The following is a 22,943-nucleotide window of genomic DNA, read 5'->3' as shown; positions in this document are numbered from 1 at the left end:
GCCCTACCCCGCTTCGCGCGAGGCCTTCTTGCGCTCGGTCTCGGTGAGCAGCTTCTTGCGCAGGCGGATGGACTCGGGTGTGACCTCCACCAGCTCGTCGTCGTCGATGAACTCCAGGGCCTCTTCCAGGGACGGCTTCTCCGGCGGCGTCAGGATGACGTTCTCGTCGGAGCCCGCGGCTCGGACGTTGGTGAGTTGCTTGCCCTTGAAGGGATTCACCACGAGGTCGTTGTCGCGCACGTGGCGGCCCACGATCTGGCCCTCGTAGCAATCCTCCCCGGGGCCCACGAACATCGCCCCCCGGTCCTGGAGATTGAACAGGGCGTATTCCACGGTCTTGCCGGTGCTCATGCTGATCAGCACGCCGTTGGTGCGGCGGCCGTAGTCGCCGGGCTTTACGGGGCCGTAATGGTCGAAGACGTGGAACATGAGTCCCTCGCCGGAGGTGGCAGTGAGGAACTCGCTGCGGAAGCCGATCAGCCCGCGCGCCGGGATCTCGTAATCCAGCCGGACCCGGCCCTTGCCGTCCGGGGTCATGTCCTTGAGCTCGCCGCCCCGCTCCCCGACCTTCTCCATGACCGTTCCCTGGTGGTCCTCGGGAAGGTCCACGGTCAGCTGCTCGTAGGGCTCCTCGCGAGCCCCCTCGATCTCCCGGATCACCACTTCCGGACGGCTAACTGCGAGCTCGTAGCCCTCGCGGCGCATGGTCTCGATGAGGGTGGCCAGGTGAAGCTCGCCCCGGCCCGAGACCCGGAACTTCTCCGCATCCTCGCTGGGCTCCACGCGCAGGGCCACATTGTGGACCAGCTCCTTCTCCAGGCGGTCCTTGATCTGGCGAGACGTGACGTACTTGCCCTCGCGGCCGGCAAAGGGCGATTTGTTAACCAGGAAGTTCATGGAGACCGTGGGCTCGTCCACAGTCAGCGCCGGCAGGGGCTCCACCTCCTTGGGGTCGCAGAGGGTGTCCGAGATGCTCAGAGGGCTGATGCCGGTGAAGGAAATGATGTCACCGGCATGGGCCTCGGCCACCTCCACCTTCTCCAGGCCCCGGAAGCCGAATACCTGGCTGATCTTGCCGCTGCGGGTCTCGCCGTGGCGGTCGATGATGCTCACTTGCTGATTGCGCCGGGCGGTGCCGCGGGTGACCCGGCCGACGCCGATGACGCCGGTATAGGAATTGTAGTCCAGCGCGCTCACCTGGAGCTGGAAGGGGGCCTCGGGATCGACATCGGGCCTGGCTACATTGGCCACGATGGTCTGGAACAGTGGCGTCATGTCCCCAACGCGGGCCTCTGAATCGAACGAGGCGTAGCCGTCGAGGGCGGAGCAGTAGATCACCGGGAAATCCAGCTGGTCGTCGTTGGCCCCGAGGTTGTCGAACAGGTCGAAGGTCTGGTCCACGGCCCAGTCGGGGCGCGAGCCGGGACGGTCCACCTTGTTGACCACAACGATGGGCTCCAGGCCGTGATTCAGGGCCTTCTCGGTCACAAACCGGGTCTGGGGCATGGGCCCGTCCACGGCATCCACCAGCAGCAGAACCGAGTCCACCATGGAAAGGACCCGCTCCACCTCGCCGCCGAAGTCGGCGTGGCCGGGAGTGTCCACGATGTTGATGCGGTAGCCATCCCAGTCGAGGGCGGTGTTCTTGGAAAGGATGGTGATGCCGCGCTCCTTCTCCAAGTCCGTGCTGTCCATGATGCGGTCGGTGTCGTCGCCGTGCTCGCTCAGGGTGCCGGATTGCTGCAGGAGCCGGTCGATCAGGGTGGTCTTGCCGTGGTCGACGTGGGCAATGATGGCGATGTTGCGCAGGTTCTCGATCAAGGGAAACGTCCGTCGGTGGCTCACTAGGAAAACGCTATCCCCGCCGGACCGCTAGAGGGGGCCGGGCGGGGACGGCTTTAGGATACGGGGAAAAGGGCATAAACCCAAATCCGGTACGGGATTTTGGATTCAATGCCGCGATTGAAGTTTCCCAGCGTGGTTGGAATGGGCTTAGCCGCCTGCTACTGCCGGGCCTTCCGGGCGGATAGCGCTGTCAGCGAGTGGTTCTTTCGCCACAGCGTCTTGGGAAGGGTAGCTATCCAGTCGAAGGTTATGCGTGGCCGTTACCACCGATCGAGGTGATCCATCTCCCCGTCGAGACCTCTGGTCGGTATTCCGCATACGGCCGGGCCCAGCCGCTTTTTCTGCCCGCGGCCCGGCGCAGCGGGCGCCTGGCCGAGATCCTCAAGGGCGTGGATCAGCTCCATGTCATAGCCTTCAATGCCCAGCTGGCGGTGGCCCGCGCCGGGAAGGAGGGGCAGGCCTTCGGGTTATCTCCGGCCGGCTGGAGCAGTCCTTCGCGGGACTGGAGGTGGGGCAGACGCTGTAGAAACCGCCATTTGGGCCTTGTTTGCGGCGGCACCGAGGGCTAGCCCTTGTCCAGGTCCAGGCGGTTGACGTTGGTGTGGCGGACATCCTTGCCGTGGACCATGTAGATCACGTATTCGGTGATGTTCTTGGAATGGTCGCCGATGCGCTCGAGGGCCTTGGCCACGAACAGGATGTCGATGTTGGCCGAGATCTCGTTGGGGTTTTCCATCATATACGTGAGCAACTCCCGGGAGATGCCTTCGAACATCTCGTCCACCTTCTCGTCCTCGCCGTGAACGCGCAGCGCGACTTCGGCATCCATGGAGGCGAGGCAGTCGAGCGCCTGGCGAGTCTGGTTGCGCACCGCCGCGCTCATGCTGGGCAAGGTCATGTGCCGCTTGAGGGGCTTTGTGGAGTTGAGCTGCCTGGCTAGGCGGGCGATCTTCTCCGCCTCGTCGCCCATGCGCTCGAGATCGGTGATGGTCTTGATGGCCGTCATCACGAAGCGCAGGTCGCGTGCCGCCGGGGTGCGGCGAGCGAGCAGTGACACCGCTTTGTCGTCGGCGGCCACTTCCATGGCGTTTATGGCGTGGTCGGACCGGATGGTGGTCTCGGCGAGCTCGTCGTCGCCCTCGGTCAGGGCCCGGACGGCGTTTTCGATCTGCTCTTCGACCTTGGAGCCCATGCTGAGGACGTCGTCCCTCAGGGCCTCGAGCTCCTGATCATAGCGGTGGCTGATGTGGTGATCGTTGTTGTTCGGCATTGTCGGGTGTCCTGTCTTAGCCGAAGCGCCCGGTGATGTAATCCTCGGTTTTCTTTTCGCGGGGATTGGTGAACATGGTCTCGGTGTCGTCGTACTCGATCAGCTCGCCCAGGTGGAAAAAGGCGGTATAGGTGGCGACCCGGGCCGCCTGCTGCATATTGTGGGTGACGATGAGGATGGTGTAGTTCTGGCGCAGCTCATCGATGAGCTCCTCGATGGTGGCGGTAGCCACCGGGTCCAGGGCCGAGGCCGGCTCGTCCATGAGGATCACCTCCGGGCTCACGGCAATGGCGCGCGCGATGCAAAGCCGTTGCTGCTGCCCGCCAGAAAGGGATGTGCCGGGCGCGTCAAGCCGATCAGCCACCTCCTTCCAAAGGCCGGCCTTGCGCAGGCTGGTCTCCACCAGGTCGTCCATCTCCCCGCCCTTTTTGGCCACGCCGTGGATGCGGGGGGCGTAGGCGATGTTCTCGTAGACGGACTTGGGGAACGGGTTGGGCTTCTGGAACACCATGCCGACCCGTGAGCGCAGCTGTACCACGTCCACGTCCGGGTCGTAGATGTTCTTGCCGTCCAGCTCCACCTCCCCCTGCACCTGCACGCTAGGGATGAGGTCGTTCATGCGGTTGATGCAGCGCAGGAAGGTCGACTTGCCGCAGCCGGACGGGCCGATCAGGGCGGTTACCTCACGATCCAGGACGTCCAGGTTGATGTCGAACAGGGCCTGGGTTTCGCCGTACCACAGGTTCAGATCCCTAGCGGTCAGCTTCGAGGCCTTGGTGGCCGGGGTTTCGGTCACCGGGGGCTCGGGCGAGGATTCGTTTGCGGGGGCCACAGGCTCCTCCGTCATCGGATCGGGCCGGGGAGACCCGCCCGCGGTGGGCTGAGAGGGTTCTTCGGTGGTCTTGGGCTGCTGCATGATCGTTACCTACCAGCGCCGTTCGTAGCGCTTGCGTAGAATGACGCCGGTGGCATTCAGGGTCAGCAGGACGGCCAGCAGAACCAGGATGCCAGCGGCGGTGAGGGCGGCAAAGGCCCGCGCGGGCTCGTTGGCCCAGGTGAAGATCTGCGCGGGCAGCACGGTGGCGGCATCGGTGACGCCGGTCGGATAGTCGGGGATGAAGGCCATCATGCCGACGATCAGCAGGGGCGCGGTCTCGCCCATGGCCTGGGCCAGGCCGATGATGGAGCCGGTGAGGATGCCCGGCAGCGACAGCGGCAGCACGTGGTGGGCCACCACCTGAAGCCGCGAAGCGCCCACGCCGAACGCACCCTCACGGATGGAGTCGGGCACCGCGCGCAGGGCAGCGCGCGTGCTGATGATGATTAGGGGCAGGGTCATCAGCGCCAGCGTCAGGCCGCCGGCAAGCGCCGAGGATCGCGGCACCCCGAAGAAGTTGATGAATACCGCCAGGCCCAGCAGGCCGTAAAGGATGGAGGGCACCGCTGCCAGGTTGTTGATGTTGACCTCGATCAGCCGGGTGAGGTGGTTGTCGCTGGCGAATTCCTCCAGGTAGACGGCGGTCATGACACCGATGGGGAAGGCCACCAGCATGGTCACCATCAGGGTGTAAAGGCTGCCCACCACCGCCGACTTGATGCCGGCCATCTCCGGCATCTTGGAGTCGCCGTGGGTGAAGAAGGTCCAGTTGAAGCCCAGCTCGGCCCGTCCCTCCTCGACCAGACGGTCCACCACCGCCTGCTGCTCGGCATCGAGCTGGTGGTGCTTGCCCTTGAGATACTGGTCGACCTGGACATCGGCCACGATCCAACGGGTAATCGTTCGGCCCATCAGCTCCGGATTGGCCTCCACCTGTTTGGGGATCAGGCGCAGCCATCCCCGGCTAACCAGTTTGCGCACGTCCTCACCCACCGCAGCCAGCGGGATCTCGACGCTGCGCTCGTTGTAGGTCACCTCGGTCTGGATCTTGGCCTGGGCGAAGGCGGAGTAGCCCTTGCGGATCATGTCGCCGAAAAAGATCGCGAGGAACACCACCGCCAAGGTCAAGGCGGCGATGCACAGGGCCTTGAAGCGCTTCTCGGCGCGATACCGACGCTGGGTGCGCTTGCTGGTCTCGAATCCCGATCCGGTCATGCGGCGTTACTCGTACTGCTGGTGGAAGCGGCGGACTACCGTCAGGGAGATGATGTTCAGCACCAGGGTGACCAGGAACAGCATGAGCCCCAGCCCGAAGGCCGACAGGGTCTCGGGGCTGTCGAACTCCTGGTCGCCGGTAAGGGCATCCACGATGCGCACCGTCACCGTGGTCATGTCCTCGAGCGGATTGGCGGTGAGGTTGGGGCGCAGGCCGGCGGCCATGACCACGATCATGGTTTCGCCCATGGCGCGCGACACCGCCAGGATGAAGGCCGACACGATGCCGGGCAGGGCGGCCGGCACCAGGACCTTCTTGATGGTCTCCGAGGGGGTGGCGCCCAGGGCGAAGGAGCCCTCGCGCATGCTGTGCGGGATGGCGCTGATAACGTCGTCGGACAGCGACGACACGAACGGGATGATCATGATGCCCATGACCAGCCCGGGGGCGAGGGCGTTGCTGTAGGAGGCCTCGAGGCCGATGCCCTCGGCGATCGTAACGACCCAGGGGCTGACGGTGATGGCAGCGAAAAAGCCGTAGACCACCGTGGGGATGCCGGCGAGCACCTCCAGGGTCGGCTTGGCCGCCCCACGTACCTTGGAGGAGGCGTACTCGGACATGTAGATGGCCGACAGCAGCCCCACCGGGAGGGCCACGAGCATGGCGATGGCGGTGATCATGAAGGTGCCGGCGAACAGCGGCACCGAACCGAATTCCGCCTGGGCCACATTCTCGCCGGAGCGGCCGGCGCCGCCCAGGAAAGCGGTGTCGGGACTCCACGTGGTGCCGCTGAGGAACTGCCACAGCGGCACGATCTGGAAGAAGCGCACTGCCTCGAAAAGGATCGACAGCACGATGCCGAGGGTGGTGAGGATCGACACCAGGGCGGCGGCCAGCAGCAGCCAGCGCACCGTCGATTCGACGATGTTGCGGGCTCGCAGGTCCGGATGCACCGTGCGCAGACCCAGCCAGAGGCCCCCCGCCGCGGCGGCCAACGAGGCGGTCAGGGCCATGGGGACAGGGAGGGAGGCCAGTCCCATGAGGTGGAGAAGGGCGGTCCCGAAGGCGACGGCAAGGCCGGGAACCGCCAGCCAGACCACCGCGTACCAGCCGTAGTAGCCCGGCCGGGAATGGAGGTGGCCGTCTCCGGCGGTGGCCAGGGCGCGCCGGCGTCCGGTGAAGAAGGCCACGAGTACCAGTGGCAGCAGGCCGGCAAAGAAGTAAAAGGCGACTTGTCCGGTGGCCAAGGGAGGCTCCTAGCAGACCCTGGGTGCGACGGCGGCGCCATTATACCGAGGTTGGCCTCGATTGCAGGGGGAGAATTCCCTTCCCGCGGCCCCGGGCTCCCGGGACCCCGGGAAAGGCCGGTGGCCCTTCCCCCGTTCGGCTTCCGTCGGGGCGGTTACTCCTTCTGCGCCTTGACCTTGTCGAGGGTCAGCTTCTGGTGGTTCTCGACGATCCGGCGCTGCTCCTCGCGCTCCTCCTTGGGCAGGGGGATGAGGCCCTCGTCCTTGAGGTAGCCCAGGTCGCCGATCATCTTTTCGGCCATGAACAGGGTCACGTACTCGTCGATACCGGGCACCTTGCCGCGGTGGCTGTTCTTGACGTAGAAGAACAGGCTGCGCGAGACGGGGTACTCGCCCGAGCCGATGGTGTCCGGGTTGGGGACCACGCCGTCGACGGTGGCCGCCTGGATGCGGTCCCGGTTTTCCTCGAGGAAGCTGTAGCCGAAGATCCCGAGGGCCTCCCGGTCCTGCCGCACCTTCTTGACGATCAGGTTGTCGTTCTCCCCGGCGGGCACGAAGGCGCCGTCCTGGCGCACCTTGGTGTATTCACCGCCGTAGCCGGCCATGTCCTCGGAGGCGGCCTCCATCACCAGGTCCTCGAAGGCGTCGCGGGTGCCGGAGGTGGTGGGCGGGCCGTACAGGGTGATCTCCTGGTGCGGCAGGCGGGAATCGATGTCGTCCCAGTACTCATAGGGGTTTTTCACCAGCTTGCCATTCTGGGGCACCTCGGCGGCTACCGCCAGGAGGACCTCCTCCCGGGTCAGCTCGAAGTCGTAGGCCCCCTTGGCATTGGCCAGGACGATGCCGTCGTAGCCGATCTTGGCCTGGGTGATGTCGGTGACGTCGTTGTCCCGGCAGCGCTTGAACTCGCTGACCTTGATGGCGCGGCTGGCATTGGTGATGTCGGGGGTGTCCATGCCGTTACCGGCGCAGAACAGCTTGAGGCCGCCGCCGGAGCCGGTGGACTCGATCACCGGGGTGGGGTGGTCGGTGGTGGCGCCGAATTCCTCCACCACATAGCTGGCGAAGGGGTAGACGGTGCTCGAGCCGACGATCCGGATCTGGTCGCGGGCTTCGGCGGTTCCGGCGGTAAGGGCCAGGGCGCCCGCCGCGGCGAGACCAAGGGTGCGTAGCTTACTCATGGCTTGCGTGCCTCCAGGACGTTTGAAAGCTCAAGGAAATAAATCGCTGGCTTGTTACCCAACGACGGCGGCAGTTTCTCAGGGCCTTGTTGCAAAAACATTGCAGGCTCGAAATCTTTGCCCGGCGATGCTCACGCCGAGGAAAACCGAACAGGTAGGATGGCGCTGAAAGTCGAGCCCTGCCCGGGGGCGCTTTCCACCTCCAACCGGCCGCCATGGTTATGGAGGATGTGCTTGACAATGGACAGCCCCAGCCCGGTGCCGCCTACCTCGCGCGAGCGCCCCTTGTCCACCCGGTAGAAGCGTTCCGTCAGCCTCGGCAAGTGCTGGGGCTCGATGCCGATGCCGGTGTCGCCCACATGGATGGCAACCGTATCCTTACGGGGCTCCACGGTGACGGTTACCGACCCTTCCTTAGGCGTGTACTTGATGCCGTTTTCCACCAGGTTGCCAAGGGCCTGGTGGAGGGCGTCGGCATCGCCCAGAAGGGTCAGACCCGCCACCTCGCCGGTTCCCGGCATGCGCAGGTCGATGCCCGCTTCCGCGGCCCGGGCCTGATAGCGGTCCGCCAGCTCGCTCAACAGGGCATCCAGCGCCACCGGCGTTTGAGAAGCTTGGCCGGGCTGGGCTTCCAGCCGCGACAGGGTCAGCAGGTCGTCCACCAGGGACTGCATGCGCTCGATCTGGCCGTCCATGATGCGCAGGAACTCCTGGCGCTGGTCGGTGGGCAGGCCGGGGTCGGCGAGCAAGGTCTCGGCGAAGCCGCGCAGGCTGGTCAGGGGGCTGCGCAGCTCGTGGGAGACATTGGCCACGAAGTCCTCCCGCATCTTCTGCAGCCGCAGCTGTTCGGTTATCTCCTCCACCACCAGCAGGAAGGTGCCGTCGTCCTTGCGCGTGCAGGTGAAGGCCAGGGTCCGGGACGGATCGGGGTGGTAGGGGGCGGTGCCCTGGCGCAGGCTCGGCCCTTCGGCGGCGAACAGGTCGGCCAGCTCCGGCTCGCGCAGCCATCCCTGGAGCCGCTGGCCCCGGCCCCGTTCGGGGTCGAGGGCGAGCAGCTCGTAGGCCTTGCGGTTGGCCTCCAGCAGCCGGCCGCCGCAGTCGAGCAGGGCCACCCCCACCGGAAGCTCCTGGGCCAAGGCCTCTAGCTGCTCTAGCCGGCGGCGGGTGTCGTGCCAGCGGCGGTCGCGGTGCTTGAGATAATAGCGAAGCTCGCTTTCCAGAGTTTCCCAGGCGTGCTCGCCCGGAAGGGCAACCAGGCCCTCGCGCGATTGCAGCCAGCGACGCAGGTTCGCCAGCCGCCCTTGGATCCAGACGGCCGACCACACCGAGCCGGCGACGAACACAGTGAAGCCCGCGCCGGCGGCGATACGGTGGTCTAAGAGGATGCCGAAAGCAGCGATCAGGGCAGTGGCCAAAAGCAGCGCGATGGCGCTTGCAGGCAGGATACGCATGCGATCAGGCCGAGGCCGGTGGCGCGAAGCGATACCCGGCACCGCGCACGGTCTGAACCAAGTCCCCAGAAACAAAAGGTTCCAGAGCCTGACGCAGGCGCCGGATGTGGACGTCCACCGTGCGCTCTTCCACTTCGGCGTGAGGCCCCCACAGCCGGTCGAGTAGCTGGGCCCGCTCAAAGACCTGGTCCGGGTGGCTCATGAGGAACTGCAGTAACCGGAATTCGCTGGGCCCCATTCGGATCTCGTCGTCGCCGCAGAATACCTGATGGCGGCCGGGATACAGGTGCAGGTCGCCGGCCCTGAGGACCTCTTCCTGGAGCTCCGGATAGCTACGGCGTAGCAGATTGGTAATGCGGGCGATAAGCTCGCGGGGCGAGAAGGGCTTGGCCAGGTAGTCGTCGGCCCCGGTCTCCAGGCCCCGTACCCGGTGGTCCTCCTCGCCCTTGGCGGTGAGCATGATCACCGGGATGTAACTGTAGGCCGGGTCATCGCGCAGCCATTGGCACAGGTCGAGACCGCTCATACCGGGCAGCATCCAGTCCAGGATCACCAGATGGGGCCGATTGTCCGCCACGCGTTCCATGGCGGTCTCGGCATCGTCGGTGACCTCGACGCGGAAGCCGGCCGCTTCCAGGTTGTGCTGGACTAGGGTTTGGATGGGAGCCTCGTCTTCTACGAAAAGGATCTTAATGGGCCCCATGCTGTCGGGCAGCTCGTTGCTCATGGCCGGATCCGGCGGTTCCTCTGCGTCGCGTTCAGGTCCAGTAGGAGCCGTTGGTTAAGAATTTAGAGCTGACGGTCATGGCGGCCCGGATCGGGAAGGGCAGGCGCTCGCCGCCGGCTCCCTCGGCCCATTCGGCGTGGCTGCGCTCGTCCAGGTACATCTGCTCCACCACTGCCCGAGTGGCTGGATCAGTGTCCGGGAGCCGGCCCAGGTGGCCCTGAAGGTGGTTCATGACTTGGCGCTCGGTCTCGGCCACAAAGCCCAGGCTCCAGCGGTCGCCGGCGAGCCCGGCTGCGGCGCCGAGGGTTACCGACCCGGCCAGCCAAAGCGGATTTAGGACGCTGGGGCCGACGCCGGTGGCATCCATGCGGCGGATGCACCAGTTCAGGTGGTCCTGCTCCTCGCTTGCCGCGGTATCCATCTTCTCGGCCACCTCCGGAGTGCGGGCGGTCAGGCCCTGGCCCCAATAAAGTCCCTGGGCGGCCACCTCGCCGGCGTAGTTGACCCGCATCAGGCGGCCGATATGCTGCGTCTCGCCGCTACTCGGGCCCGGGCCCTGCGGGGCGTCCGCGTCAGGCGCGGCACGGTTGGCGGGGCCCTCCTGGGCCACACCGGCCACCGTGCGTAGGGCGCGGTCGAAATGCTGGACGGCCATTTCCAGGAAGCTCGGCGGCATGGGGAACCTCTCCACGTGGTATTGGCCTCAGGGTAGGAAGCCGGCCCGAGCCGCTTGGGCCACAATGGCCGCCTTCCTTAAAAAAGCGCTACGCTAGCCGCGGCCCACTTGCCCGCAGGAGGATAGAGCCCGAATGCGACAATTGTATTACAGTTATCATATCTTCATGTGTCAGAACGTGCGCACCGACGGCCGGGCCTGCTGCAATGCCGATGGTCGGGCGACCCGGCTGCGTGAGTATGCCAAAGACCGAACCAAGGAGTGGGACCTCAAGGGCCCCGGCGGGGTTCGGGTCAATCAGGCCGGCTGTCTCGGTCGTTGCGCCGAGGGCCCGTGCATGGTCGTCTATCCCGAGGGGGTGTGGTACCGCTACGAGAATGAAGAGGATATCGACGAGATCCTGTTCGAGCACATCATGAACGGTAACCCGGTGGCCAGGTTGCGGCTGGATGACGACTAGGGCCGGCTCTCACTGCAGCGGCGGCAAGGGAGAGTTCTTGGACTTGTCCGGCCCGGCGGGTCCTCTGGAGGCCTGCCTGACCCTCCCCCCCGACCGGGAGCCGACGGTCGCCGTGGTACTGTGCCATCCCCATCCACTTGGCGGCGGCAGCATGAACAACAAGGTGGTGGTGTATCTGGCGCGCGCCCTTCGCGCCTTTGGCGCCGCCACCCTGCGGTTCAATTTCCGTGGCGTGGGTACTAGCGCGGGACGCTTCTCGGACGGCCCCGGCGAGGTGGCCGACGCCGGCGCCGCCATTGACCAATTAGCCGGGCGCTTTCCGGACCTCCCCCTGTGGGTGGCGGGGGTATCCTTCGGGGCCTATGCCGGGCTCCGGGCGGCAGCCAGCGATTCGCGCGTGCGGCGGCTGGTTGCCGTGGCGCCTCCGGTCGCCTTCCTTGAGGCCGGCCCGGGGCAAGGCGGCTACGACTTCGGCTTCCTGGAGCCCGAGCGAAGGCCGGTGATGGTGGTCCAGGGTGGCGCCGACCCGATCGTTGACCCTGAGGCCGTCCGCGGCCTTCGGGGCCGCATGGCATGCACCCCCGCATGGGTCTGGGTGGAAGGCGCCGACCACTTCTTTACCGGCCAAGTGCGCGAGGTGACGACTCGCGTGGCCGAGCGCCTGTTCGCCAGTGCCCTGGACACCAAGGGTGATTACCAGGGCCCCGTTAATTGCGATATAACTCGGTCCCTCTAGCTCTAGGTGCCGGGTCAGGCACCACGATCAAAGGCGGAGGCAAGCCGGCTTGACCGACATCGCTGAACAGCTTCGGGCCGCGGCCCTGTTCCAAAATCTGGACACCGAAACCCTGGCGGCGATCGCCGAATGCGCCCAATACCGGCAGGTGGAGCGGGACAAGCTGCTGTTCCAGGCCGGTGACGCCTTCCAGAGCTTTTTTCTGGTGGTCGATGGCCACATCCAGTTGTCGCGGCTGGCGCCCAGCGGCCACGAAAAGGTGGTGGAGATCATTGGGCCCGAAGAGACCTTCGCCGAGGCCGTTTTGTTCATGGAGGGTCGCCGGTATCCGGTGGACGCCCGGGCCCTGGAAGCCGCCCAGCTGCTGGCGATCGATGCCGATTGCTTCAACCGCCTGTTGGACGCCCGTCGGGGCCTGGCCCGTAATCTTCTGGGAGCCCTGAGCAAACGGCTCCATCGGCTGGTCCAGGATGTGGCCGCCCTCACCCTGGAGGACGCCAGCGGTCGGGTGGTGGGCTACCTTTTGGGCCAGATCCCCGAGGGCGAGGAAGCCGATGCCGAGATCCATCTGCCCGCCAAGAAAGCGGCCATCGCCAGCCGATTGGGGATCCAGCCGGAAACCTTCTCGCGAATCCTGAGCCGGTTGCGGGAAACCGGCGCCATTGAAGTAGCGGGAGACACCATACGCATCTTGGAGCCGGACAAGCTCTACCATAACCCGGGGTAGACCGTCCCACCCAGGATGGCTGCGCGAGCTAAAAGTTGCATTTTTGATTCGGGTCAAGGCGGTGGCGGCCGCCGAGCTGGTGTACTACTCGAGTAATTTACTGAGAGATTGATTATGCATCCGCGCAACCGCTGGTTCATTGCCTGCTCGCTGGTTTACGCGGTTCTGGGCGGCGCCTTCGGCATCCTGCAGGCGGTCGCTCCCAGCCTGGTTCCAGGGCTGCCCGCGCGGGCCCATGGGCACATTATGCTGCTCGGTTTTGTGGCTATGATGATCTATGGCGTCGCCCTCCATACTTTGCCCCGGTTCGCCAATCGGCCGCTGCATTCGGAGCGGCTGGCCAACTTCCAGTTCTGGACGGCCAATACCGGTCTGATCCTGATCGTGATCGGCTGGCTCGGCTATTGGAAGCCGGTTTTGATTAGCGGCGGCGCCGTGGCCTGGGTGGCCATGCTGGCCTTCGCTTACAACATCCTGCGCTCGGTGACGGCTAAGCCCCAGACGGGGGACGCTCAATGACCCAGTACCACGGCTGCGACCTCCCCGAGGACCGCTACTACGACCTGGATTACGTCTGGGTCCGGCCTGAAGAGGACGGCACCTACACCTTGGGTATCACCGATCCCGCCCAGACCATGAGCGGCCGGGTGCAGTACGCTCGCTTCAAGAAACCCGGCAAGCACATCAAGGCCGGCAAGCCCGTGGGCCGCCTGGAGTCCAGCAAGTGGGCGGGTGGTGTGCCGTCGCCCTTCGACGGTGAGATCGTCGAGATCAACCCCCTCATGGAAAGCGATCCGGGCTACATCAACATCGACCCTTACGGCGATGCCTGGCTGGTGCGGGTGCGCCCTGACGATCCCGAGGCCGCCCTGGCCCATCTGTATGGTGGCGAAAAGGCGATGGAGGGCCTGAAGGCGTGGATCGACCGCTACGAGGTCTACTGCATGCGCTGCGCCACCGGTGAAGAGCAGGAGGGCGGGCCGTGAAGGTGACCCTGCTGGTGTCCGAATGGTGCTCGGTGTGCCCCGCCGCGGAGCGCATGTGGCGCCAGGTGCACGAGGAGAAGGCGTTCGACCTGGAGGTGCTGGACGTCGGCCAACCCGAGGGACGCAAGGTCATCGCCGAGAAGCTGATCAAGACGGTACCGGCCAGCCTGGTGGACGGCGAGCTCAAGAAAGTGGGGGTGCCTTCGGGCGAGGAGGCCCGCGAGCTGGTGGCCGAGGCCCCCGACCGGGAAGGAAGCGCCAGCGAAGGGCAGGCGGCCGCCACCATGACCATGCGCCGCGGTCCTCGCCACCTTGTGCGTGCCGCTGCGGTCTATCTGGCGCTGGCCGGAGCCATGCTGGTGGTGAGCGGCGACCTTTGGGGCCGGCCGGTGACGTGGCTGTCGCCGGAGGCGGCCATTGGCCTGTTCCACATCTTCACTTACGGGTTCATCGCCTTCATGATCTTCGGTGTGGCCGAGCACATGTTGCCGCGGTTCACCGGTCACCCCATCCGCACCGGCTGGCTCCAGGGCGCCCAGCTGGGCCTGCTCCAGGGGGGGCTGTGGCTGTTCGTAATCGGCCGGGTTCTGGCCTGGACCTCCTTGGCCGGGGTGGGGGCGGCCCTTATGTGGCTGGGCATGGTAGCGGCGGTGGCCCGCCTCATGCCGCTTGTGTGGCGGCCATCCACCGCCTAGGCGGGTCGCTAGGCTTGCAATCCCGGTCTGGCGGGGGCTATACTTTCGCGCTTTCTCCGGGGGAGGCTCCCCCAGAAACCGAAGTTTTTCGGAGCGGGCTCGATGAAGACCTATTCGGCGAAACCGGATGAAGTGCAGCGCAGCTGGTACGTCGTGGACGCCAGCCAGTACCGGCTGGGGCGGCTTGCTACCGAGGTGGCCCGGCGGTTGCGGGGCAAGCACAAGCCGGAGTATACCCCCCACGTGGATACCGGCGATTACGTGGTGATCATTAACGCGGAGAAGATCCAGGTCACCGGCAAGAAGGCGACCGATAAGATCTACCGCCACCACACCGGCTATCCTGGCGGGGTTAAGGAGATTCCGTTCTGGAAGCAGAACGCGGAACATCCCGAGCGCATCATCGAGGACGCGGTGAGCGGCATGCTGCCCAAGAACCGGCTGGGGCGGCAGATGTTCAAGAAGCTCAAGGTCTACGCCGGCAGCGAACATCCGCACCAGGCCCAGCAGCCGGTGCAGCTGGAGCTCTGAGGAAGCAACCATGGCACAGGAACAGTATTACGGAACCGGGCGACGCAAGCGGTCCACCGCGCGCGTCTTCATGCGGCCCGGCAGCGGCCAAATCCAGGTCAATGGCAAGTCCCTGGAGGACTTCCTGCCGCGCGAGACCGCTCAGATGATCGTGCGTCAGCCCCTGGAGCTGACCGACAACACCGATCAGTTCGACCTCAAGGTGAACGTCGACGGCGGCGGGCTTAGCGGCCAGGCCGGGGCCATCCGGCATGGCCTGGCGCGCGCCCTGGTGGCTTACAATCCCCAGCTCCGTCCCACCCTCAAACGCGCGGGTCTTCTTACCCGCGATGCTCGGAAGGTGGAGCGCAAGAAGATCGGTAAGCGCAAGGCCCGTCGCAGCCCGCAGTTCTCCAAGCGCTAAGGCCTCCGGCCCGGTGCTGTCAGGCAAAAGGCCACCCGCGCGGTGGCCTTTTGTTGTGCCGGGGCTTGTGCTTTCATGGATGAACGGCGGCCAACCAAGGGTTCGGTCCGCTGCTGGTCCGTTAACCCGATGGCAAGAGAGGCAACCCCCAACATGAGCTCCCGCCTGCGTGTGGGAATTCTCGGTGGTTCCGGTTACGCCGGGGTCGAACTGCTAAGGCTGCTCGTAACCCATGCGAGCGTCGAGGTGGTTGCGGTCACGTCGCGCCAGGCTGCCGGGCAGCGGGTGGCCGCCATGTTCCCCTCCTTGCGCGGCTGGTGCGAGCTCCCCTTCGAGGACCCGGATCCTCACGCGCTGGCCGAGCGCTGCGACGTGGTATTTTGCGGCGCACCCCATGGCGTGGCCATGCACCAGGTACCCCGTCTGCTAGAGGCGGGGGTGCGGGTGATCGACCTTTCTGCCGATTTCCGTATTAGGGACAGGGCGGTCTTCGAGCAATGGTACGATGAGCCCCACGAGGTTCCCGATTGGCTCGAGCACGCCGTCTACGGCCTGCCGGAGGTGAATGCCGGGGCGATCAGAGAGGCCCGGCTGGTAGCCAACCCCGGTTGCTACCCCACTGCCGTCCAGCTTGCCTTGCTGCCCCTGGTTGAAGCCGGTCTGGTGGATACCGACGGCTTGATAGCCGATGCCAAATCGGGGGCGAGCGGCGCGGGGCGGGAGCCCAAAACCCACCTGCTGCTGGCCGAGGCTAGCGATAGCATGAGTGCTTACGGGGCCGGGGGCCACCGCCACCTGCCGGAGATGGTCCAAGGGCTGGAACGGGCTGCCGGCGGTTCCGTCGACCTCACCTTCGTCCCCCACTTGGCCCCCATGGTCCGTGGCCTCCATGCTACTTGTTACGCCCGGTTGATCGATCCGGAGATAGATGGGCAGGCCCTTTTCGAACGCCGCTACGCCGAATCGGCCTTTGTGGACGTCATGCCTGTCGGCAGCCATCCGGCTACCCGGTCGGTACGGGGCTCCAATTTCTGCCGGCTGGCTATCCATCGACCGGGCGAGGGCCGGCAGGTGGTGGTTCTTTCGGTGATCGACAACCTCGTTAAAGGGGCAGCGGGGCAAGCGATCCAGAATATGAACTTGATGTTCGGGCTGGCCGAAGGCGCCGGCTTGGGCGTTCCTCCCGTGCAGCCGTAGAGGGCGCCTTGGACCGCCGCCATGCCTTCCTCGTCTTCCTGCTGCACCCGAACCGTGGCCGCCCCCGCACCATCTATATCCGGCGGGGCGCGCTTTATACAGTGGTAGTAGGGATTGTGATCGGTGTCCCTGCGGCCTTCTGGGGGGTCTTCGAGATTGGCCATGGGTGGCAGAAGAAGAGCCTCGCCAAGCTGGAGCGCGAGCGGGAGCAGCTAGCAGCCGAAAAGGTTCAGCTCGAAGCGCGCGCGGACAAGCTACGCCAGCGGGTCAGTGAACTAAAGTCGAGCAAGTCCATACGCGGCGGCGAGGTGCGCAAGCTTCGCCAGCTCCTGGCTGACCTTCAGGGGCGAGCTAACAAGCTACAAGACGAGGTGGGCTTTTACCGCAACATCCTGGATCCGGACACAGCCAATCGGGACGCCAGCGTCGAAGATCTCCAAGTTCAGCCCCTGGAAGGGGCGGGCCAGGATTACGCCTACAGTTTCAAGCTGGCTCAGGGGGTGGCCAAACAGGATCCGGTTCGGGGATATGCCCGTGTTGCCGTCACCTTCCTGAACGAAAAAGGGGAGGAAAAGACGCTCTACTTCCCGGAAGGCGCCCGGCACCGGAAACGCGGCATGGAGGCCGATTTTCGTTACTTTCAAAATTTCGACGGCCGCTTCGAGCTAACCCCGGAGGCCGAGCCCATCCGGGTAGCCGTTCAGCTCTACGCACGGAGCAGTTTGGCGGAGCTGTTAAGTAAGGAACACGCTTGGGGGGCGCTGCTCCAGGCTCAAGGGAAGGAAGCCACCGATGCTTCACAAGAAACGTAAGGCGAGCACCGGAGGTAACCTGGAGACCATGATCGGATCCGGGACCTCGATCCAAGGGGACATTGCCTTCGAAGGAGGACTCCGAGTAGACGGTACCGTGGAGGGAACCCTCTCGGCTCCCGACGGCAGCGGCAGCCGGCTCGTGGTTTCCGATCAAGCCGAGATCCGGGGCGAGGTCCAGGTCCCCAACGTCATCATTAACGGCCGGATCATCGGCGATGTCCGGGCCAGCGAACGGCTTGAGCTCCATGGCCAGTGCAATGTGGAAGGCGACCTTTACTATGAGGTCATCCAAATGGAGGAGGGGGCCGGGCTAACGGGAACTTGTTGCCACATTTCGACCACTAACCATACGACGGCCCCCGGTCAGATCCCCAAGGCGGAAAAGCCCGATTTCCAGGAGTCTGGGGAATATCCGGCGAGCGGGGAATCCGAGACGGGTTCCGGCTCCCGGTCCAAAACGGAGAGGGAGGTGGGCTGACCCGAACCGGGGCCGCTTTTGACATGCCCGGCCGGATGGCCTAGCTTGACTCCGCCGTTTCCCGGCTGGCCGGGAAACGGCCAAACTTGCCTCTAAATCTTGTCCCGCAGGGAGGAAACCATGGCGGAAGCCACGGTCGGCCAAGAGGCCCATACCGAACAGATGCCCGAGCCCATCGAGCTAACCGATAGCGCAGTAACCAAGCTCAAGGAGCTCATCGATCAGGAAGGCAACCCCAACCTGATGCTCCGAGTGTTTGTAACCGGGGGCGGTTGCTCCGGCTTCCAGTACGGCTTTACCTTCGATGAGAATCGCCAGGAGGCCGATACGGTCATCGAAAAAGGTGGCGTCACCATGCTGGTGGATATGATGAGCATCCAGTATCTGATGGGGGCCAGTATCGACTATAAGGAAGATCTCGAGGGTGCCCAGTTCATGATCAACAATCCGCAGGCCAGCACCACTTGTGGGTGTGGCTCCTCCTTCGGGGTCTGATTTCCTAGACCTTTTTGCTCGCCGTACCCATACAAACCGCCCGTCCAACCCGGACGGGCGGTTTGTATGTCAGCCTTTTAGGGCGCCGCCTACTGTCCTGTCGCAGATATGCCACGAACCTCTGCGACCGGACCCTAAGATGAGGGGGAATCGCCGTCTTCCTTGGCGGCAAAGCGGACATTGGCTGGCCCGATTGAATCCAGCCACGCGGTGTAGTGGTGGCTACGCTCCTGGAAAGCGGGCCGGTACTCGTCAGCCAGAGGGTCCGCATCTGGTAGGTCCACCTTGAGCGGGTTGCGGGGATGTCCCCCCACTTGGAATTCGTAGTGGAGGTGCGGTCCGGTGGCAAGACCGGACTGCCCCACATACCCAACAGTCTGGCCCTGGCTAACCGGTTGGCCCTGTTTAATGTTTCCAAAACGCGAAAGATGGGCGTAAACCGTGGTGAAGCGTCCGGCATGGCGAATCTTTACCACCCGACCGTAACCGCCCTTGCGATCGCGAAAGACCACCCGCCCGTCGCCGGTGGCCCGCACCGGTGTCCCTGGGTTGGCACCGTAATCAACGCCTTCGTGGGCCCGGCGCCGGCCTAACAGGGGGTGTTCGCGCCCGCGGGAGAAGCCGCTGGTGATCCGGTCAAATCGGACCGGGGTGCGCAGGAAAGCCTTGCGGACAGAGCGGCCATCGGGGTGGAAATAGTCGCTCTGTCCTTGGGCATCCGTAAAACGGATGACCCGATGGGATTCCCCCCGGGTAAAGAACTCGGCGGCGAGGATGGGGCCGTCCCCGACCCTCTCACCGCCGCGATAGTTTTCCCGGTAGAGCACCCGAAACCAGTCGCCGCGCCGGATGTCGTGGGCCAGATCGATGTCCCACCCATAGATCCGGGCCAGTTCCATAATGATCTTGTCGGAAAGGCCAGCCCGGCGACCGGCCTCGAAAAGGCTCGTCCGGATGCGGCCGAATGCTTCCCGTACATGGACGGTGCGCGGGTAGTCCATCACTTCGGCACCGAAGCCGCCTTTCCCATCGCGGTGCCAAGCCAGGTAGCGCTGCTGGTCGATCTGGTAGTGGACTGCTTCGGAGTTACCCTCGTTTCCGAACTGCACGCGCAGGGTGTGCCCGGCCCGCATCTTGCGCGCCGGGAAGATGCCGGCGCTGGCGCGGGCCAGGGCCATGGCGGTTTCCCTGCCCAGGTCGGTGCGCTGGCCTAATTGGGACAGCGTCTCGCCCTTGTTCAAGGTATAACGGGTCCACTCTTCCGCCGCCTTCTCTTCATCTTGATCGCTCGGTTCGAAAGCCAGCGGATTTTGAAGAGCGGTCCCTCCCGACGGGTTGCTAAGTCCGGGCTGCATGGAAAGGGAAAGGTTCCGGGTCTGGGGTACGAAATGGTCTGTACCGCCAATGGTAGCGAATACCGCCGAGGCCGCGGCGGTAAGGACCCCCAAAAGCATGGCGCGAAGAGGGCGTGGGATCCCGAGCCGCAGGGAAGGGGAGCGTCCCTTGCGCGAGCCGCGACCCCTGGCACGCCCCTGAGGCAGGGGGCGAGGGCGGGTACCGGCAGGCCCGTTGAGAGGCTGGGCAAAATCCTTGTTGAGCATGGACGGCATTGCCGGCAATCCCCTTGGAATTGTGGAACCTTAAGGCCGATGGTCCCCTGTATACCTGATTCCTCCAACTAGGGAAACCCGCGAAAAGTCTCGCCTCGGCGGCTTGGCGGCGACCAGATTGAAACTTCCCGGAAAGCCGGCAATGGTTTTATGCCTTGCCCTTCATTTGGAGAAAGGCTCTTCGAGGGTCGGATTAGGCCGGTTTGGAAAGGAAAGGCTGGTGACAGGAGTTGCCTCTCGTAACCACTCAGCCCCAACGGGAAAAGGATCGGTCGATTGCCAAGGGTCCCCCGACGAGCGGGGGTCACAGCAGAGCCATGGTGGCCAGGCCCAGGAATACCAAAAAGGCCAGCGAGTCGGTGATGGTGGTGAGCAGGCTGCCGGACACCAGGGCTGGATCGATGCCCATCCGTTTCAGGCCGATGGGGATCAGGGAGCCCAGGGCCCCGCTAAAGAAGAGGACCGCTGCCAAGGAAGCCCCGAACACGAGCCCCAGATCCGGCCGGCCCAGAATCAGGGTGGCGATAAGGCCACCCAATAGGCAGAACACAACGCCCACCAAGAGGCCGATAATCGCTTGCCGCAGAATGATCCGGCCGGTGGATTCCAGCTCGGTGTGCCCCAGGGAAATGGCCCTCACCATGATGGTGGCTGTCTGGACGCCGCCCATACCGCCAATGTTGGCAACGATGGGCATGAGCACCGCCAAAGCCGTTATCTGCGCGATGCTGCCCTCGAACAGGGAAACCACCGAGGCCGAGAGGATGCCGGCCGCGGCGTTGGCGGACAGCCAGGTCGCCCGGCGTCGGACCGAATGCAACACGGGCTCGGTCAGATCGCTGGCTTCATCGACATTGGCGAGCCGGTAGAGGTCTTCGGTGGCCTCCTCCTCCATGACCCCGAGGATGTCATCGCTGGTGATCTGGCCCAGGATACGGCCGGTGTCGTCCACCACCGGCAGACTGTGCAGCCGGTGCTTGCGGAACAGGCGGGCCACCGCTTCCTGGTCCATTTCCGGGGTGACATACAGGGGGTCCATATTGGCCCCTTCCACCACTGGGGTGGGGAGTTCCAGCCGCAGCAGCTGGAAGATGGAGATAACCCCGGTTAACACACCGCGGTTGTCCACCAAGTAAATATCCTGGATCTCTTCCAAGTCCTGCCCGGCCCGCCGAAGCTCGGCCAGGACCTTGCGCGTGCGGGTCTTGGCGGGGACGGTGAACACCTCCCGCTGCATGCGGCCGCCGGCGGTGTCCTCGGGATAGGACAGCAGGGGTTCGACGTCGGCCCTCTCCGCCGAGGGAAGCCGGGCCAGGATGCGGTCGGTACGGTGGCCTTCCAGCTCCTGCAGCAGGTCGGCCGCTTCGTCCGAATCCAGGGCCTGGACCACCTCGGAAAGGGTGTCCGCGGTGTAGTAATCCAGAAGGTACTCACGCAGGCGGCCATGGCTTTCACTGAATAGCCGACCGATCTCCTCCGGGTCGAAGAGCTCCAGGCAGTGGTCGCGCTCGCTTTCGGGGAGCTGGTTGAGCACCTTGACCTGATCCGCCGGGTGGAGGTCCCGGAGGACGGCCGCAACCGCGGTGAGGTCGTCCTGCCCCAGGGCCTCCCGAATGCGTTCCGCGGGATCGGAGCTACTCCAGGTGGAGGGAGCGGGGGCGTTCTGGCTCATGGCTCCGGGCAATCCCGTGGTGGGGTTAAAGACCGCCTTAGCACACCATAAACCGCCTGCCCATGGAACCGGGCGGCAGGGGTCCGCTATCCTGTCGGGCTTTCCAGGTAGCGAACGAACCAGTCGGGGACAAGTTAGTGGCCATACAGGCGAGCATCGACGAGCAGATGGCGGAGATCCGCCGGGGGGCGGATGAGATCCTGGTGGAGTCCGAGCTTCGGGACAAGCTGGAACGGTCCCGGGCCGAGGGTCGGCCCCTGCGGGTAAAGGCCGGCTTCGACCCCACCGCCCCCGATCTGCATCTGGGGCATACGGTCCTTCTCCAGAAGCTCAAAACCTTCCAGGACTTCGGCCACCGAGTCTTTTTCCTGATCGGGGACTTCACGGGCATGATCGGCGATCCCAGTGGCAAGAGCACCACCCGGCCGGCGCTAACCCCCAAGGAGGTGGCAGCCAACGCCGAGACCTACGCCGAGCAGATCTTCCGTGTGCTCGATCGGGAGCGAACCGATCTGGTGTTTAATTCCGAGTGGATGAACGACATGAAGGCGGCCGACCTGATCCGGCTGGCCTCACACTACACCGTGGCACGCATGCTCGAGCGGGACGATTTCCACAACCGCTACACTGGCGGGCAGGCAATCGCCATTCACGAGTTCCTCTATCCCCTGGTTCAAGGCTACGACTCGGTGGTGCTGGAGGCGGACGTGGAACTCGGGGGTACCGACCAGAAGTTCAACCTTTTGGTAGGTCGGGAGCTTCAGCGCCATTACGGCCAGCCGGCCCAGGCCATCCTGACTATGCCCATCCTGGAGGGGACGGATGGCGTGCAGAAGATGTCCAAGTCCCTGGACAACTACATCGGGGTCATGGAGCCGGCCAAAGAGATCTTTGGCAAGACCATGTCCATCTCCGATGAGCTCATGTGGCGTTACTACGAGCTGCTTTCGGACCGGCCCATCAGTGAGGTCGAGAATCTCAAGCGCCAGGTAGCCGAGGGACGCAATCCCCGTGACGTGAAAGTGGAGCTGGCACGGGAGCTGGTTGCCCGGCTGGCCGGGCCCGATCAGGTGGCGTCGGGGCAGGAGGCCTTCGAGAGCCAGTTCCAAAAGCACCAGGTCCCCGAGGACGTGCCCGAGGTTACTGTACATGCCGAGGGGCCGGAAGGGGTCCGCCTGCCCGCCGCTCTCAAGGCCGCTGAGGTGGTGGCCTCCTCTTCCGAGGCCAACCGCATGATCAAGCAAAGCGCTGTGCGCGTAGACGGGCAAAAAGAGGCTGACAGGGAGCGTGTGCTGGAAGTCGGGGGAGCCTATCTGCTGCAAGTAGGCAAGCGTCGGTTCGCCCGGGTGCACGTGGAGGCTCCCTAGACCGATTGGCACAGATCCCTGGACAAGGGGCCGGTCCTAGAGGTAGGATCTCGCATCTCGGTAACGGCGGCGCCGACGAGGGCGCAACCGAAGCGCGGTGCCGGCAGGTGAAATAATCCTGCAATCGGGCCTTGACCCGGCCGGTCTGGCGCGTAAAATGAATCCTCACATTGACGGCCAGGGTGGCGGCAAACCTTAGAAAGGGCATGCCGCAAGCTGGTCCTTTGGCTCTTTAACAATCTGGGATGAGGAAGCGTTGTGGGCTCTTGGCGATTCCGAGG

The 22,943-nt window shown here is 64.8% G+C and carries 24 protein-coding genes; 13 read left to right on the top strand and 11 right to left on the bottom strand.

Annotation, left to right across the window (positions count from 1 at the left end):
* Positions 1–3: 3 nt before the first annotated feature.
* The 9 genes from typA to coq7 all read right to left on the bottom strand — a co-directional run bounded on the left by typA (position 4) and on the right by coq7 (position 10,490).
* Entirely contained in the window at positions 4–1,821 is a 1,818-nt protein-coding gene (gene typA, locus V5A19_RS03935) for a translational GTPase TypA (RefSeq protein WP_332318044.1), read from the bottom strand.
* A 589-nt stretch (positions 1,822–2,410) separates the two neighbouring features.
* Complete coding sequence (gene phoU, locus V5A19_RS03930; protein ID WP_332318045.1) at positions 2,411–3,115, bottom strand: phosphate signaling complex protein PhoU; 705 nt, start codon at positions 3,113–3,115, stop codon at positions 2,411–2,413.
* Between the two features lie 16 nt (positions 3,116–3,131).
* Positions 3,132–3,962 carry a phosphate ABC transporter ATP-binding protein PstB gene (gene pstB, locus V5A19_RS03925; protein ID WP_443081412.1) on the bottom strand — a complete coding sequence of 277 codons (831 nt, stop codon included), beginning with the start codon at positions 3,960–3,962 and terminating at the stop codon, positions 3,132–3,134.
* A gap of 78 nt (positions 3,963–4,040) precedes the next feature.
* The gene (pstA, locus tag V5A19_RS03920) at positions 4,041–5,207 is read right to left on the bottom strand and encodes a phosphate ABC transporter permease PstA (protein ID WP_332318047.1); all 1,167 of its coding nucleotides are present in this window, start codon (positions 5,205–5,207) and stop codon (positions 4,041–4,043) included.
* A gap of 6 nt (positions 5,208–5,213) precedes the next feature.
* The gene (gene pstC / locus V5A19_RS03915; protein WP_332318048.1) at positions 5,214–6,455 is read right to left on the bottom strand and encodes a phosphate ABC transporter permease subunit PstC; all 1,242 of its coding nucleotides are present in this window, start codon (positions 6,453–6,455) and stop codon (positions 5,214–5,216) included.
* Positions 6,456–6,610: 155 nt separating this feature from the next.
* Positions 6,611–7,636, bottom strand: a complete 1,026-nt coding sequence (locus tag V5A19_RS03910; RefSeq protein ID WP_332318049.1) for a PstS family phosphate ABC transporter substrate-binding protein — start codon at positions 7,634–7,636, stop codon at positions 6,611–6,613.
* Between the two features lie 131 nt (positions 7,637–7,767).
* A complete protein-coding gene (phoR, locus tag V5A19_RS03905; RefSeq protein ID WP_332327710.1) occupies positions 7,768–9,087 on the bottom strand; it encodes a phosphate regulon sensor histidine kinase PhoR in 1,320 nt (439 codons plus the stop codon).
* A gap of 4 nt (positions 9,088–9,091) precedes the next feature.
* Positions 9,092–9,814 carry a phosphate regulon transcriptional regulator PhoB gene (gene phoB / locus V5A19_RS03900; protein ID WP_443081410.1) on the bottom strand — a complete coding sequence of 241 codons (723 nt, stop codon included), beginning with the start codon at positions 9,812–9,814 and terminating at the stop codon, positions 9,092–9,094.
* Between the two features lie 31 nt (positions 9,815–9,845).
* On the bottom strand, positions 9,846–10,490 hold the full coding sequence (gene coq7 / locus V5A19_RS03895) for a 2-polyprenyl-3-methyl-6-methoxy-1,4-benzoquinone monooxygenase (RefSeq protein ID WP_332318051.1): 645 nt from the start codon (positions 10,488–10,490) through the stop codon (positions 9,846–9,848).
* A 133-nt stretch (positions 10,491–10,623) separates the two neighbouring features.
* Here coq7 and V5A19_RS03890 point away from each other — a divergent pair, with 133 nt between their 5' ends.
* The 12 genes from V5A19_RS03890 to erpA all read left to right on the top strand — a co-directional run bounded on the left by V5A19_RS03890 (position 10,624) and on the right by erpA (position 18,013).
* Complete coding sequence (locus V5A19_RS03890) at positions 10,624–10,950, top strand: (2Fe-2S) ferredoxin domain-containing protein (protein ID WP_332318052.1); 327 nt, start codon at positions 10,624–10,626, stop codon at positions 10,948–10,950.
* Between the two features lie 37 nt (positions 10,951–10,987).
* Positions 10,988–11,686 (top strand): alpha/beta hydrolase, encoded by a 699-nt coding sequence (locus tag V5A19_RS03885; RefSeq protein WP_332318053.1) that lies wholly within the window; start codon positions 10,988–10,990, stop codon positions 11,684–11,686.
* Between the two features lie 49 nt (positions 11,687–11,735).
* Positions 11,736–12,413, top strand: coding sequence for a Crp/Fnr family transcriptional regulator (locus V5A19_RS03880; RefSeq protein ID WP_332318054.1), 678 nt, complete (start codon positions 11,736–11,738; stop codon positions 12,411–12,413).
* A 114-nt stretch (positions 12,414–12,527) separates the two neighbouring features.
* Entirely contained in the window at positions 12,528–12,932 is a 405-nt protein-coding gene (locus V5A19_RS03875) for a cbb3-type cytochrome c oxidase subunit I (protein ID WP_332318055.1), read from the top strand.
* A complete protein-coding gene (locus tag V5A19_RS03870) occupies positions 12,929–13,399 on the top strand; it encodes a hypothetical protein (RefSeq protein ID WP_332318056.1) in 471 nt (156 codons plus the stop codon). The genes V5A19_RS03875 and V5A19_RS03870 overlap by 4 nt, the downstream gene beginning before the upstream one ends.
* On the top strand, positions 13,396–14,094 hold the full coding sequence (locus V5A19_RS03865; RefSeq protein ID WP_332318057.1) for a thioredoxin family protein: 699 nt from the start codon (positions 13,396–13,398) through the stop codon (positions 14,092–14,094). The genes V5A19_RS03870 and V5A19_RS03865 overlap by 4 nt, the downstream gene beginning before the upstream one ends.
* Positions 14,095–14,196: 102 nt before the next feature.
* Positions 14,197–14,625 (top strand): 50S ribosomal protein L13, encoded by a 429-nt coding sequence (gene rplM / locus V5A19_RS03860; RefSeq protein ID WP_332318058.1) that lies wholly within the window; start codon positions 14,197–14,199, stop codon positions 14,623–14,625.
* Positions 14,626–14,635: 10 nt separating this feature from the next.
* On the top strand, positions 14,636–15,028 hold the full coding sequence (gene rpsI / locus V5A19_RS03855; protein ID WP_332318059.1) for a 30S ribosomal protein S9: 393 nt from the start codon (positions 14,636–14,638) through the stop codon (positions 15,026–15,028).
* A 153-nt stretch (positions 15,029–15,181) separates the two neighbouring features.
* Positions 15,182–16,225: an N-acetyl-gamma-glutamyl-phosphate reductase gene (gene argC, locus V5A19_RS03850; RefSeq protein WP_332327709.1), complete on the top strand. Its 1,044-nt coding sequence runs from the start codon at positions 15,182–15,184 to the stop codon at positions 16,223–16,225.
* Between the two features lie 8 nt (positions 16,226–16,233).
* Entirely contained in the window at positions 16,234–17,037 is an 804-nt protein-coding gene (locus tag V5A19_RS03845) for a DUF6776 family protein (protein ID WP_332318061.1), read from the top strand.
* Positions 17,018–17,518 (top strand): bactofilin family protein, encoded by a 501-nt coding sequence (locus V5A19_RS03840; protein ID WP_332318062.1) that lies wholly within the window; start codon positions 17,018–17,020, stop codon positions 17,516–17,518. The genes V5A19_RS03845 and V5A19_RS03840 overlap by 20 nt, the downstream gene beginning before the upstream one ends.
* 120 nt (positions 17,519–17,638) lie before the next feature.
* The gene (erpA, locus tag V5A19_RS03835; RefSeq protein ID WP_332318063.1) at positions 17,639–18,013 is read left to right on the top strand and encodes an iron-sulfur cluster insertion protein ErpA; all 375 of its coding nucleotides are present in this window, start codon (positions 17,639–17,641) and stop codon (positions 18,011–18,013) included.
* A gap of 134 nt (positions 18,014–18,147) precedes the next feature.
* Here erpA and V5A19_RS03830 read toward each other — a convergent pair whose 3' ends face one another.
* Positions 18,148–19,254: a M23 family metallopeptidase gene (locus V5A19_RS03830; RefSeq protein ID WP_332318064.1), complete on the bottom strand. Its 1,107-nt coding sequence runs from the start codon at positions 19,252–19,254 to the stop codon at positions 18,148–18,150.
* A gap of 673 nt (positions 19,255–19,927) precedes the next feature.
* Positions 19,928–21,295: a magnesium transporter gene (gene mgtE / locus V5A19_RS03825; RefSeq protein ID WP_332318065.1), complete on the bottom strand. Its 1,368-nt coding sequence runs from the start codon at positions 21,293–21,295 to the stop codon at positions 19,928–19,930.
* A 167-nt stretch (positions 21,296–21,462) separates the two neighbouring features.
* Here mgtE and tyrS point away from each other — a divergent pair, with 167 nt between their 5' ends.
* The gene (tyrS, locus tag V5A19_RS03820; RefSeq protein WP_443081413.1) at positions 21,463–22,662 is read left to right on the top strand and encodes a tyrosine--tRNA ligase; all 1,200 of its coding nucleotides are present in this window, start codon (positions 21,463–21,465) and stop codon (positions 22,660–22,662) included.
* The last annotated feature ends 281 nt before the right edge of the window (positions 22,663–22,943 follow it).

Origin of the sequence: Thiohalorhabdus sp., assembly GCF_036628635.1 — a bacterium.
Lineage (GTDB): Bacteria > Pseudomonadota > Gammaproteobacteria > Thiohalorhabdales > Thiohalorhabdaceae > Thiohalorhabdus.
The sequence above is the reverse complement of the archived record's forward strand: the minus strand, read 5'-3'. Positions and strand labels throughout refer to the sequence as shown.